This is a genomic window from Kribbella sp. NPDC050470 (assembly GCF_044458365.1).
In the GTDB taxonomy this organism is placed as follows: domain Bacteria; phylum Actinomycetota; class Actinomycetes; order Propionibacteriales; family Kribbellaceae; genus Kribbella.
The window spans coordinates 1-12,769 of the sequence record NZ_JBITHV010000009.1; the positions used below are offsets into that span (position 1 = coordinate 1).

Below are 12,769 nucleotides of genomic sequence, written 5' to 3' on the forward strand. Positions count from 1 at the left end.
CCCGCCCCCCCCCCCCCCCCCCCCCGCCCCCCGGCCGCCCCCCCCCCGCCCCCCCCCCCCCCCCCCCCCCCCGCCCCCGGCCCCCCCCCCCCCCCCGCGCCCCCCCCGCCCCCCCCCCCCCCCCCCCCCCCCCCCGGGCCGCCCCCCCCCCCCCCCCCCCCCCCCCCCCCCCCCCCCCCGACACTAGGACGTCCGGAGCTGCAGGGCCTGGCGGCCGGGGACGCGGCCGGTGAGGTAGACGCGCTGACCGTCGGGGGTCAGGCTGCCGCCGAGGTAGGTGTAGCGCTCGCCCGGGTCCATCGTGACCCGGGCGGCGCCGTTGCCGGGGCCGAACTCGATGCGGTCCGAGCCGACCGTGTAGGAGCCGGTCCCGGACACGAGCTGGTGGTTGCTGGCAGTTCCCAACGCCTCCACGCCGGTCAGCGTGCCGCCGTTCCGGAAGCAGAGCTCGATCGCGTACGCCGTCTCGTCGCCATCGAAGTCGAACGACAGGTCCCAGCCGTTGCCGACCTCGACAATCGTGACCTCGGTCCGCAGCGTGCGGTACTGCTTCGGCCTGTGCGGGAAGTCCATCGACGCGTAGAACCGGCCGTCCAGCGTCAGCGCGTACAGCCCGTCCTCCCGCCGGTACCGTTTCGGGAGAGGCAGGTGGTACGGCACCTTCACCTCCTGCGCCAGCTTGTAGGTTTGCGGTCCGGTACGGCGCATGCCGTCACTCCGGAAGTGGCCGGTGCTGAAGAACTGCGGTGACAACCGGACCGAGTCGAGGATCGCTGCGCCGTTGCGCAGCTTGAAGAACGTCGGGTTGGTGGACAACCCGGACGCGATCACCGGGATGTCGTGGAAGTCGGTGCCGCCGAAGACGCTCGCGGTCCTGGTCCCACGCCGGATCCGGGCCGACGCCTGGGACGGGAAGTGCTGCGCGAAGTCCGTTGGCACCGGCTTCGGCGTAGGTAGCACGGCCGCGATCTCGGGGCGTTCCAGCACCTCGGCCAGGAAGTCGCCGAGCTCACCGGTCCCGAGCTGCTCGATGCTCTTGGCAACAGTCGAGAACCGGCCGTCCCCGGTGTGCAGGGCGAGCTCGCGGAACTGGGTCAGGTACCACCAGATCTCGCGGATCCGGGTCTGGTCCTGCCGCCGGGACGCGATCGTGTCGACCTCGCCGTTCGGCTCGATGAAGTAGAGCGTCGCCTCCAGGTTGCGCCGGACGTACTCCAGCAGCTCGGGCTTGTTCCGCGTCCAGGCGATGCCGAGCAGGCAGTGGTTCGTCACTTCGGAGGCGTACGTCGAGCTGCGTTCGCTGTAGATGCCGTCAGGCGTCGCGTCGATGCCCTCGTCGAGCCAGTCGTCGATCCGAGCGGCGTACCGGCGGTCGGGGAACAGGTGATGGGTCCGTGCCAGTGCGGCCGCGACCTCCCAACGGTGGTTGGGCGTGTGCACGCCGCCGGCCGCGATCGCCGGGCCGGCCTTGCGCAGTACCTGCTCCAGAATCGCCCGGTGCGGCTGCGTCGCCGCCTGGTCGTCCTCGGCGAGCAGGCCGTAGACCATGCAGACGTCCTGGATCGCGAACGAGCTGTCCGGCGGCGAGTGCAGGTTGCCGACGTCGTACAGACCGTCGTCGTGCTGGCGCGCGGCGAGCTGCTCGCACAGCCAGAGCAGTGGGGCCAGCAGCGAGTCGTCGTGGTGGTACGACGACTTGCCCCAGACAAACCCGGACACGAGCCGGCGGGCCTTGCGCGCCACGGCCCGGACACTGTCGGACGGGTTCTGGAGGCTGCTGAGCACCAGCGGGATCTGGGCCTGGTTGGCCTTGGTCAGTACGGCGAGAAAGTCTTCGTCCACGGCTGCTACTCCAGCATCGGTCGCCCCGGCCGCGGTGGCCGGGTAGAGGGCGCCGACCGTCAGCGTGGTCAGCGAGCCGGCGAGGAACGTACGACGCTGCATCGATGCCTCCAAGGGGATCACCGGCAGACCAAGCGAGCTTGGTAAGCGGTTGCCAAATGTCCAGTACTGTCTCCCCGGGACTTTGTCCTGTCAATACTTCGCAGCTGTCCGCATCTGGTCACTGCAGGTCGATCCCAGGTCTTGTGTGAACCGGTTTCCTGGGCTAACTTGACCGGCCAAGGCAAACGCTTTCCGTGGCCCCAGAGGTTTCCGGAGGTAAGAAATAATGAGTGCGCTGGGTGAGCTCGGTTCGCTCCGGCGGAAGAAACCCGCAGGGCAGATGCCAGACCGGGGCGGTGGGGCGGGGAAGGTATACAAAAGAGACAATCTCGCTGCTTACCTGTTTCTCGCGCCGTGGCTGCTCGGGCTGTTCCTCATCACCATCGGGCCGATGCTGGCCTCGCTGTACCTGTCGTTCACCGACTACAACCTGATCCAGGCGCCCCAGTGGATCGGGTTCGAGAACTTCACCCGGATGCTGTCCGACGAGCGGCTGCACAACTCGCTGCGCGTCACCTTCACCTACGTCTTCGTCTCGGTCCCGCTGCAACTGGGCGTCGCGCTGCTCCTGGCCGTCGTTCTCGACCGTGGTGTCCGCGGGATGGCGTTCTACCGCTCGGTGTTCTACCTGCCGTCCTTGCTCGGCTCGAGCGTCGCGATCGCGATCCTGTGGCGCCAGGTGTTCGGCACCGAGGGCCTGCTGAACCAGGTGCTCGCCCTGATCGGTGTGGAGGGCAAGGGCTGGATCTCCGACCCGAGTACGGCGCTCGGCACGCTGGTGGTGCTGAACGTGTGGACGTTCGGCTCGCCGATGGTGATCTTCCTGGCCGGGCTGCGGCAGATCCCTTCGATGTACTACGAGGCCGCGTCGGTCGACGGCGCCGGCACACTGCGCCGGTTCTTCAGCATCACGCTGCCGCTGCTCACCCCGATCATCTTCTTCAACCTGGTGCTGCAGATCATCCACGCGTTCCAGTCGTTCACCCAGGCGTTCGTCGTCTCCGGGGGCAGCGGCGGTCCGTCGGACTCGACGATGTTCTTCACGCTCTACCTCTACGACCGGGGCTTCGGCAATTTCGACATGGGCTACGCGTCCGCGATGGCGTGGTTCCTGCTCGTGATCATCGGGGTCTTCACCGCGGCGAACTTCTTCGCCTCGAAGTACTGGGTGTTCTATGACGACTGAGACGATGCGCGGCGCGGTCGCCGCCCGGCGGGCCGCCCCGATCAGCTGGGTCCGGATCCGGCCGGTGCTGATCCACCTCGGGCTGGCTGCCGCCGCCCTGGTGATGCTCTACCCGGTGATCTGGATGGTGGTCAGCTCGCTGCGGCCCGGCAACGAGATCTTCCGCGACCCGAGCATCCTGGCCAAGGACCTGCGGATCGAGAACTACCGGATCGGCTGGAACGCGCTGACCGAGCCGTTCACCCGCTACCTGCTGAACTCCGCCGCGGTGGTCTTCGGCAGCGTGCTGGGCAACCTGGTGTCGTGCTCGATGGCGGCGTACGCGTTCGCCCGGCTGGAGTTCGTCGGCAAGAAGTTCTGGTTCGCGATCATGCTGCTCAGCATCATGCTGCCGATCCACGTGGTGATCGTGCCGCAGTACATCCTGTTCTCGCAGGCCGGCTGGATCAACACGTTCCTGCCGCTGGTGGTGCCGAAGTTCCTGGCCACCGACGCGTTCTTCGTGTTCCTGATGGTGCAGTTCATCCGGGGCATCCCGCGCGAGCTGGACGAGGCGGCCCGGATCGACGGCTGCGGCCGGGGCGGCATCTTCCTGCGGGTGATCCTGCCGCTGATGATCCCGGCGCTGGCGACCACCACGATCTTCACGTTCATCTGGACCTGGAACGACTTCTTCAGCCAGCTGATCTACCTGACCGACCCGAAGATGTACACCGTCCCGGTGGCGCTGCGGTCGTTCGTCGACGCGACGGCGGAGTCGTCCTGGGGGTCGATGTTCGCGATGTCGGTCGTCTCGCTCATCCCGATCTTCCTTGCCTTCCTGCTCGGCCAGCGGTTCCTGATCAAGGGCATCGCGACCACCGGCATCAAGTAACTCCGAAAGGTGCACCTCATGAGGCAGCTCATCCCACCCACCAGGCGCCTGCGCGCCCTGGCCGCTGTCGCGATCGCCACCACGCTGCTGGCGGCGAGTGCCTGTGGCGGTGACTCCGGTGGCAACAGCGGCGGGTCCGCGGACGGCAAGGTCACGCTCCGGTTCACCTGGTGGGGTGGCGACACCCGCACCAAGATGACCCAGGCGGCGATCGACGCCTACCAGAAGGACCACCCGAACGTGACGATCAAGGGTGAGTTCGGCGAGTGGTCCGGCTACTGGGACAAGCTCGCCACCACGGTCGCCGCGAACGACGCGCCGGACATCATCCAGATGGACGAGAAGTACCTGCGCGAGTACGCCGACCGCGGCGCGCTGCAGGACCTGAAGAAGTCCGAGGGCCTGGACACCGGCAAGTTCGAGGAGGACACCCTCAAGGCCGGTGAGTTCGACGGCGGCCTGTACGGCCTGAACGCAGGCATCAACTCGTTCGCGATCGTGGCCAACCCGGCGATCTTCAAGGCCGCCGGCGTCGCGCTCCCGGACGACACCAAGTGGACGTGGGACGAGTACACCCAACTCGCCGCCGAGCTCACCACCAAGCTGAAGGGCAAGGGCTGGGGGACCGGCGCACCCGGCACGAACGAGGCCGCGCTGAACCTGTGGGCCCGCCAGCACGGTGAGTCGCTGTGGACCCAGGACGGCAAGCTCGGCGTCTCGGCCGGCCAGGTGACGGCGTTCTACCAGCAGGTGCTGAAGCTGAAGGACGCCAAGGGCATCCCGTCGGCCGAGTTCATCTCGCAGGACATGAACGCCGCGCTCGACCAGTCCGCGATGGCGACCGGCAAGGTCGCGATGAGCTGGATGTGGAGCAACCAGCTGAACGCGATGAGCAAGGCGGCCGGCACCGAGCTCAAGCTGCTCCGGGTGCCGAGCGTCGACGGCAACGCGGAAGCGAACGGCTCCTACTACAAGGGCTCGATGTTCTGGTCGATCTCGTCGCGGTCCAAGCACCAGAAGGAAGCGGCCGAGTTCGTGAACTACCTGGCCAACAGCACCACCGCCGGCAACATCCTGCTGGCCGAGCGGGGCGTGCCGCCGAACACCGAGATCCGCTCCGCGGTGACGCCGAAGCTGCAGCCGGCCGACGCCGCCTCGGCGAAGTTCATCCAGGACATCGGCAAGGAGCTCGGCGACCCGTCGCCGGCGCCGCCGGTGGGTGGTGGCCAGGTGGAGAAGATCATCCAGCGCTACACCACCGAGGTGCTGTTCGGCCGGCAGACGCCGGACAAGGCGGCGCAGGGGTTCATCGACGAGATCAACGGGGAGCTCAAGTAAGTGTTGCTAGCAGCAACTGATTGCAGATGACGGCGCCTCGGGTGGCCGTGGCAGGTATCCACGGCCACGGGGCGTCGCACGTCCGGAACGTGGAGCGGCTGGCCGAGTCCGGCCGCGCCCGCCTGGTGGCCGTTGCCGACCCGCAACCGGCCTCCGACCTCCCCGCAGACGTCCAGGTGTACGGCGGCCTGGGCGAGCTGCTCGCGTCGACCGAGGTCGACGTGGTCATCATCAGCACGCCGATCCAGACCCACGTGCCGCTTGCCGAGCTGGCGATGCGATCCGGTGCCGACGTACTGCTGGAGAAGCCGCCGACCGCATCGCTGGCCGAGTTCGAGCAGCTGTCGGCGGTGGTCGCCGAGACCGGGCGAGCCTGCCAGGTCGGCTTTCAAGCGCAGGCATCCGCGGCGACGCTGACGCTCGCGGAGATGGTCGCCGACGGGCGGCTCGGTGAGCTGCGGGGCATCAGTGCGGTCGGCAAGTGGGTGCGGAAGGCTCAGTACTTCCAGCGGGCGCGCTGGGCCGGTCGCCGTACTCTCGACGGGGTCGCGGTGGTGGACGGCGCGGTGACGAACCCGCTCGCGCACTCGACTGCGGCGGCGTTGCTGCTCGACGGCTCGCCCGGCGCGGACGACGTACGGTCGGTGGAGACCGAGCTGTTCCGGGCCAACCCGATCGAGTCCGACGACACGTCCACGGTCCGGATCGTCACCGGCCGGGGTACGACGATCCTGATCGCGGTGACGTTGTGCGCGCCGGAGCATCTGGAGCCATCGGTGATCGTGCACGGGTCCGAAGGGCGCGCCGTACTGCGGTATGCCTCCGACACACTGGAGCTGCCGGACGGAACCGTGACGAAGTACGCGCGGGAAGACCTCTTGGAGAACCTGATCGCCCATCGCGCCGATCCCGCCGTACCGCTGTACTGCCCGCTGTCCGCGACCGGTGGTTTCACCAAGGTCGTCGAGGCGGTCCGGGTGGCGGAGGCGCCGGCCGAGATCCCGGCCGCGCTGGTGCGGTGGGAAGGCGAAGGACTCGAGCGCCGGCCGATCGTTCTCGACGTCGAGAAGTGGGTCGACCGGGCCTCGGACGAGCTTGCCCTGTTCAGCGAGCTCGGGGCGCCATGGAGTATCCGACAATCACGGGAGAGTTGATGTCTCAGCACCTCGGCTGCAACCACGCCGTCGGCCGGTCGATCCAGGTCACGGCAGGAGACAGCGAGTTGTTCACCTACGTCTACCGGGCGACCGATCGGCAGCTGGAGTCGCCGCGGCCCTATCTGCATCCGATCCGGACGCTGGGCGGCGACCTGGTCAGCGTGTTCCGGCCCCACGACCACGTCTGGCACAAGGGCCTGACCTGGTCGCTGCCGCACTTCGGCCACGACAACTTCTGGGGCGGGCCGACGTTCTCCAAGGAGAACGGCTACCAGCAGCTCGACAACAACGGCTCGATGGACCACGACCGGATCGACGCGCTCGACGTGTCCGACGACCTGATCCGGTTCGCCCACCACCTGTCCTGGCGGACCCAGGCCGGCGACCACGTCGTCGACGAGGCCCGATCGCTGACCACGCGCTTCTCCGACGACGGCTGGGTGCTGGTCTACGAGACCGCGATGACGAACGTCTCCGGCGCGACGGTCCAGATCGGCAGCCCGACCACGGCCGGCCGCGAGAACGCCGGGTACGGCGGCCTGTTCTGGCGCGGACCGCGCTCGTTCACCAACGGCACCGTGCTCGCCCAGCAGGGCAAGGGCGGCGACGAGCTGCGCGGCCAGAAGGCGGCCTGGATGGGCTTCAGCGGCAAGCACGACAACAACGACCGCGCCTCGACGATCATCATCGCCGACGCCACCGACAACGTCCGCCACCCACCCCAGTGGTTCGTCCGCTCCGAAGACTTCGCCGCCGTCTGCCCCGCCCCCTTCTTCTCCGAAGAACTCCCCTTCGACCCCGACACCACCCTCACCCTCCGCTACGCCGTCCTCGTAGCCGACGGCCCCTCCGACGACGAACGCGCCACAGCACTAGCCACCCAGGCCCAAAAGGCACTCGCCGCTGGATAAAGCGGACCGACGCGCTGAGTCGGCAGCGAAGGGTTGCCTAAGGCGCTTAGGGTCGGGGTATGTCGGAGCCGGTGCTGGAGATTCCGTTCGAGGATGCTTTTCAGTTCGATCCGTCGCCAACGTTCGCGGAGTTGCGGGAGAACCGGCCGGTGGCGCGGGTGCGGACACTGGCCGGGGCCGAGGTGTGGCTGGTGACGCGGTACGACGACGTGCGGATGGTGCTCGCGGATCCGAGGTTCTCGCGGGCTGCGGTGGTGAAGCAGGGCGCGCCCCGGGTCGCGCTGGCCAAGCCGATGCCGAACAGCCTGACCACGACCGACCCGCCGGAGCACACCCGATTGCGGAAGCTGGTGTCGTCCACGTTCGCGCACCGCCGGATCGAGCGGACCCGGCCGTGGGTCGCGGAGTTGTCGGCGCAGCTCGCCGAGGACGTGGCGCGGGCCGGCGGCGGCGCGGACATCCGGCAGCTGGTCGCGTTGCCGCTGCCGATCCAGGTGATCTGCCAGCTGCTCGGCGTACCGTATGACGACCGCGAGCAGTTCCGGGAGTGGACCGAGCTCGGCTACAGCATGCGGATGGCGGAGAAGGACCTCGTCGAGAACGCGATGACGAGCCTGACCGCCTACATCGAGGACCTGGTCACCAAGAAGCTCGCGAACACCGACCAGCCGGCCGAGGACCTGCTCGACGAGCTGGTCCGCGCCCGCGAGGAAGGCGATCGGCTGAGTCAGGACGAGCTGATCGCGTTCGGCGTGAACCTGCTGGTGGCCGGCCACGAGACCTCGGCGAACCAGATCTCGAGCTGTGTCGCGACCCTGCTCCGCTGGCCGGAGAACTGGGCCAAGCTGGTCGCGAACCCCGACCTGGTGCCGTCGGCAATCGAGGAGCTGCTGCGGTTCAACCGGTTCAGCGAGGTCGGGCAGTTGCGCGTCGCGGTCGAGGACGTCGAGCTGCACGGCGTCCGCATCAAGGCCGGCGAAGGCGTGATGGCCGCGCTGAACTCGGCCAACCGCGACCCCCGCGCGTACGACGAACCCGACGAGCTGCGGCTGGACCGGAAGGACAACAAGCACCTGTCGTTCGGCTTCGGACCGCACTTCTGCCTCGGCGCCCAGCTCGCCCGCATCGAGCTGCAGGAGTCACTGCTGGCCCTGGTACGGCGCTTCCCCCGGATGAGCCTGGCCAAGCCGGCCGAGGACCTCGAGTGGCGTCGGGTCCTGGTCAGCGGTCTGGCCGAGCTGCCGGTGAACCTCGGCCTCGAAGACTGAGGTCCACCGGCAGCCGATCGATCAGTTCTGCGAGGCGAACACGACCCCGTGCTCGGTCTCGTACTGCTCGATGAACCGGGCGGCCATCGGCTCGCTCGACGCGATCGCGTCGGCCAGCGTCTTGGCGGTGCGCTCACGACCGGCCGGCCAGTCCGAGAGCAGCGCGTACGCACGCATCCGCTTCTTCTCCAGCGCGGTCGGCTCCGGCTGGTCGTCGGCCGGCTCCTCGGCCTTCTCGACCTTCTGAACCACGACCGGCGCCGGGTCCGGCAGCACCGGCTGGACCGCCGGCGCGCTGGTGATCAGCGCCGGCGGCTGGGTGTCGGTGGTGTCCGCGAACGGCGACGGCGGCTGCGGCTTCTGCACGACCGGCTCGGCCTTCGGCTGCGGCGCCAGCGGCTTGAGCATGCTGTTCACCGACCCGTTGACCGATCCGTTCGGCGCGGACGCCGTGCCGCTCTGCACGACGTGCTGCCGCTCGCTCTCGTCCTCGACGACGACCGCCTCGGCGACCGACTCGTCGCTGTCGGTCTGGTCCACGATCGCCATCAACTCGCCGGTCCAGGCGTCCTCGTCGCGCAGCGACACCCCGGTGCTGTCGGCCCGCCGCGGCTGCCCGCCCTCGAGCACCCAGACCGCGGCCGGCACCGGACGCTCCTCGACCTCCGGCGGCGGCGAGATCGCCTTGGTCAGCTTGTTGGTGATGACCTCGTAGTTGATCCGCTCCTCGAGCATCCCGGCCAGCCGGTCCGGGTCGTACGTCGTCTCGGCGATCTTGGCCAGCCGCTCGTCCTGGTGCTCGGACCGGATGTACTCGGCAACGGTCCCGGCGATCGCCTCCCGGCGGCTCCGGTTCCGGATCTGGTGCTGGGCCGCGCGCAGGCTCTCGTACAGGCTGTAGCCGTGCTCGATCGCCAGCGACCGGGCCAGCCAGGTGGTCTTCGGCTCGCGGACCCACTGGATCACGCCGTACACGGGACCGGTCTCGCGCATCTGCCCGGCGCGGCGCAGCGCGTCGCGGCGGCGGGCCGAGCTGTGGATCAGCCAGAGCACGTACGCGAACGCGGACAGGCCGCCGAAGCCGAAGGCGAGGAACCGCTCCTCCGGGCGCCAGTGCCCGACCACGTTGAAGACGACCGCGACCAGCGCCGCGAAGAACGACATCGCGCGGTAGGCGTAGGCCTGCTCACCCTTGCGCCGGCGCAGGTCGGCCAGAGCGGCGGTGGCGACACCACCGAGCTCGAGCACGGCCACCGCGGGCGTGACCAGGATGATCTTCAGGAACGTCGAGAAGCCGGTCTCCGGCCACGGGATGTGGGTGACGCCGGCCCAGACCTGACCGACAAGGGCGGCCGCGGCCGCCGTGGCGTAGAAGGCATAGGCGACCTTGTCCGCACCGGTAAGAGGTACGTTCGCCAGTTCGCCAGTACTGGTGTTGCTGGTGTTCTCCTGCAAGACGTGGTCTCCTGACCGGGTTTGGGCTCTCCGGCAGTTCGTCGGTCGGTGGTACGGCAGCCTCCCCCATAGGGCGCTGCAAGAGGCTACCGGTTTCCGGCCCCGAAAGGGGAGGCGAATCCGGAAACGTAACGAACCTCCCCACTCCACCGCCACTTCACACCACCGAGTTTTAACCTCGTCCTTGTGTTCCCCACCCTCCGCTCCTTGCCCGACCCCACCGCCCTGACCCCGTACCTGAGTGACCGGTACGGCGTTACGTTCACCGGCTGCACGCTGCTCCGCTCCCTTGTGAACGACGTGTACGAGCTGACCACGGCGGACGCGCGGTACATCCTCAAGCTCTACCGGTACGGCGGCCGGCACCCGGACGAAATCCGTTGGGAGACAGGGCTTTCGGCGCATCTGGTCGCCAACGGACTGCCGACGCCGGCGGTCCGTGCACTGCCCGACGGCGACCAGGTCGGGCTGCTCGAGGCACCCGAGGGACCGCGGGCGTTCGTGCTGCAGGAATTCGTCGACGGGGCGAAGCCGCCGTACGAGGAGGGGCTGTACCGGGAGTTCGGCGTACTGGTTGCCCGGTTCCACGAAATGGCGGATTCGTATGTGTCCGCATTTCCCCGGCACGCGCCCGACCTGTCACACCAGCTCGACGAACTCGGGCCGCACCTCGCGCCCGCGGAGGAAAACCTGCTCCGGGCCCTGACCGAGGCTGTACGGAACAACGTCGCGCAGTACAGTCTCGCCTCCGGCATCCGCCACGGCGACGTGTCGCTGGACAACCTGATGGTCGCGGGCAACGATCTCATCCTCTACGACTTCGACCTCGCCACCGTCGGCGACCAGGCGGCCGACTTCACCGGCGTCGCGTCCACGCCGTACTGGTCCGCGTTCAAGGCCGGCTACAGCAGTCGCCGTCCGATCAGCGCCGACGACGAGGCCGCCATTCCCTACCTCGGCGTCGTCGCGCGGATCTCCAACCTGTGGTTCCACCTCGTCGACAAGCCGCTGATCCGCGGCGCCGAGTCCCGCGGTGAGGGGTGGGCTGATCGCGACCTGACCGCGCTGAAACAAGCGGGTGAGCAACTTCTCTGACGCGTCAGGAAGATTGCCAGCGAGCCCCCAGGGTTCGTCCAGGAAGCGCCAGGCTTGAACGCTCACCCTGGGGGCATGAGGCCGAAGTCGCTGACCGCGCGGGTGACCGCTGCTGTCGTGTTGTTGATGGCAACGGTCAGTGTGTTGATCAGCGTCCTGACGACCGCCGCGATCAGCTCGTACCTGACCCGCCAACTCGACGACAAGGTGGCCGCGTCGCACAGCCGGGCGATCGGGGTGCTGAACAACAACGGCGGGCCCAAGCCGCCGCTGGACAACGGAGGCCCGCACCAGGACGCGGGCACGATCACCCTCTACCGGTCCGGCTCGACGTCGACCGGCAACGTCATCACCGCGGACGGCGACTCCACCGGCCTCTCCACGCCGGCGGTCGACATCCTCTCCTCCGTGCCGGTCAACGCGGCGAACGAGACCGTCGACGTACCCGGTCTCGGGCAGTACCGCGTGCACGCCTCAGTCATCGACGGCACGACGGTCATCACCGGTCTCTCCACTCAGGACATCGACAACACGGTCAACAGCCTGATCGGCTGGGAGGCGCTGTTCGGCGGCATCGGCGTGATCACCGCGGGAGGTGTCGCGACTGTCGTCGTACGGCGGCAACTGCGGCCGCTGCGCCGGGTCGCGCAGACTGCGCGCGAGGTGGCCGGTCTGCCACTGGCCACGGGCGAGATCGGCGTGACTGCGCGCGTGCCCGATGCGCTCACCGACGAGCGGACCGAGGTCGGTCAGGTCGCGGTCGCGTTGAACACCTTGCTCGGTCACATGGAGGGCGCGTTGGACGCCCGGCACCGGAGCGAGCAGCAGGTCCGCCAGTTCGTCGCCGACGCCTCGCATGAACTACGTACGCCGCTCACCACCATCCACGGCTATGCGCAGCTCAGCCTCCGCAGTCCGGAGCATCTGCCGCTAGCCATGGGCAAGGTGATGGTGGAAGCCACCCGGATGGCAGCGCTCGTCGAGGACCTTCTGCTGCTGGCCCGACTCGACGCCGGCCGGCCGCTCGACCTCAGGCCGGTCGACCTCAGCCGCCTTGCGCTGGACTCGGTCACCGACGCGCGCATCGTCAGCCCCGACCACCACTGGTCGCTGAACCTGCCGCCGGAACCCATCGTCGTCACGGCCGACGAGCAGCGGCTGCACCAGGTCGTCACCAACCTGCTCAGCAACGCTCGCCGGCACACGCCGGCCGGGACCACCGTCACCGTCGGCCTGCAGGCGGACGACGAACGGCACTCCGCCGTACTCACCATCCACGACGACGGCCCCGGCATCCCGGATGACCTGCAACCCAACGTCTTCAAGCGATTCACCAGAGCCGACACCTCCCGCACCCGCGACTCCGGCGGCTCCGGCCTGGGCCTCTCGCTCGCCCAGTCCATCACCGAAGCCCACGGCGGCGCGATCGCCGTAACCTCCCACCCAGGCAACACCTGCTTCACCCTGGCCCTGCCGCGGTGACGGACCGCCAGACCATCACAACTGGCCTGCGATCACCGGCCGCACGCTCAGCTCGCCGG

The 12,769-nt window shown here is 68.7% G+C and carries 10 protein-coding genes; 8 read left to right on the plus strand and 2 right to left on the minus strand.

Annotated elements, in window-relative coordinates; translation table 11 throughout:
* Window positions 1-183 precede the first annotated feature (183 nt).
* Window positions 184-1,944, minus strand: a complete 1,761-nt coding sequence (locus tag ACIBGM_RS26825; protein WP_396387073.1) for a hypothetical protein — start codon at window positions 1,942-1,944, stop codon at window positions 184-186.
* Window positions 1,945-2,170: 226 nt separating this feature from the next.
* On the opposite strand from ACIBGM_RS26825, the gene ACIBGM_RS26830 reads away from it, so the two are divergent.
* The 6 genes from ACIBGM_RS26830 to ACIBGM_RS26855 are packed head-to-tail and all read left to right on the plus strand — an operon-like array spanning window position 2,171 to window position 8,678.
* On the plus strand, window positions 2,171-3,130 hold the full coding sequence (locus tag ACIBGM_RS26830) for a carbohydrate ABC transporter permease (protein WP_396387074.1): 960 nt from the start codon (window positions 2,171-2,173) through the stop codon (window positions 3,128-3,130).
* 4 nt (window positions 3,131-3,134) lie between these two features.
* Complete coding sequence (locus tag ACIBGM_RS26835) at window positions 3,135-4,004, plus strand: carbohydrate ABC transporter permease (RefSeq protein WP_396387327.1); 870 nt, start codon at window positions 3,135-3,137, stop codon at window positions 4,002-4,004.
* A gap of 18 nt (window positions 4,005-4,022) precedes the next feature.
* On the plus strand, window positions 4,023-5,342 hold the full coding sequence (locus ACIBGM_RS26840) for an ABC transporter substrate-binding protein (protein WP_396387075.1): 1,320 nt from the start codon (window positions 4,023-4,025) through the stop codon (window positions 5,340-5,342).
* 26 nt (window positions 5,343-5,368) lie between these two features.
* Complete coding sequence (locus ACIBGM_RS26845) at window positions 5,369-6,496, plus strand: Gfo/Idh/MocA family protein (RefSeq protein ID WP_396387076.1); 1,128 nt, start codon at window positions 5,369-5,371, stop codon at window positions 6,494-6,496.
* Window positions 6,496-7,410, plus strand: coding sequence for a PmoA family protein (locus ACIBGM_RS26850; RefSeq protein WP_396387077.1), 915 nt, complete (start codon window positions 6,496-6,498; stop codon window positions 7,408-7,410). Before ACIBGM_RS26845 ends, ACIBGM_RS26850 begins: the two co-directional genes overlap by 1 nt.
* Window positions 7,411-7,469: 59 nt before the next feature.
* A complete protein-coding gene (locus ACIBGM_RS26855; protein WP_396387078.1) occupies window positions 7,470-8,678 on the plus strand; it encodes a cytochrome P450 in 1,209 nt (402 codons plus the stop codon).
* A 21-nt stretch (window positions 8,679-8,699) separates the two neighbouring features.
* Here the strand turns inward: ACIBGM_RS26855 and ACIBGM_RS26860 are convergent, their stop codons facing one another.
* On the minus strand, window positions 8,700-10,133 hold the full coding sequence (locus ACIBGM_RS26860) for a hypothetical protein (protein WP_396387079.1): 1,434 nt from the start codon (window positions 10,131-10,133) through the stop codon (window positions 8,700-8,702).
* A gap of 207 nt (window positions 10,134-10,340) precedes the next feature.
* Between ACIBGM_RS26860 and ACIBGM_RS26865 the strand changes: the two genes are divergently transcribed.
* Entirely contained in the window at window positions 10,341-11,228 is an 888-nt protein-coding gene (locus ACIBGM_RS26865; RefSeq protein ID WP_360536862.1) for a phosphotransferase, read from the plus strand.
* 75 nt (window positions 11,229-11,303) lie between these two features.
* Entirely contained in the window at window positions 11,304-12,710 is a 1,407-nt protein-coding gene (locus tag ACIBGM_RS26870; protein ID WP_396387080.1) for a sensor histidine kinase, read from the plus strand.
* The last annotated feature ends 59 nt before the right edge of the window (window positions 12,711-12,769 follow it).

What these genes read in the sequence shown, in the direction of transcription:
- ACIBGM_RS26830 (WP_396387074.1), top strand. Translation starts at nt 2,171, where the DNA reads ATGAGTGCGCTGGGTGAGCTCGGTTCGCTCCGGCGGAAGAAACCCGCA.
- ACIBGM_RS26840 (WP_396387075.1), top strand. Translation starts at nt 4,023, where the DNA reads ATGAGGCAGCTCATCCCACCCACCAGGCGCCTGCGCGCCCTGGCCGCT.
- ACIBGM_RS26870 (WP_396387080.1), top strand. Translation starts at nt 11,304, where the DNA reads ATGAGGCCGAAGTCGCTGACCGCGCGGGTGACCGCTGCTGTCGTGTTG.
- ACIBGM_RS26825 (WP_396387073.1), bottom strand. Translation starts at nt 1,944, where the DNA reads ATGCAGCGTCGTACGTTCCTCGCCGGCTCGCTGACCACGCTGACGGTC.
- ACIBGM_RS26850 (WP_396387077.1), top strand. Translation starts at nt 6,496, where the DNA reads ATGTCTCAGCACCTCGGCTGCAACCACGCCGTCGGCCGGTCGATCCAG.
- ACIBGM_RS26845 (WP_396387076.1), top strand. Translation starts at nt 5,369, where the DNA reads ATGACGGCGCCTCGGGTGGCCGTGGCAGGTATCCACGGCCACGGGGCG.
- ACIBGM_RS26855 (WP_396387078.1), top strand. Translation starts at nt 7,470, where the DNA reads ATGTCGGAGCCGGTGCTGGAGATTCCGTTCGAGGATGCTTTTCAGTTC.
- ACIBGM_RS26835 (WP_396387327.1), top strand. Translation starts at nt 3,135, where the DNA reads ATGCGCGGCGCGGTCGCCGCCCGGCGGGCCGCCCCGATCAGCTGGGTC.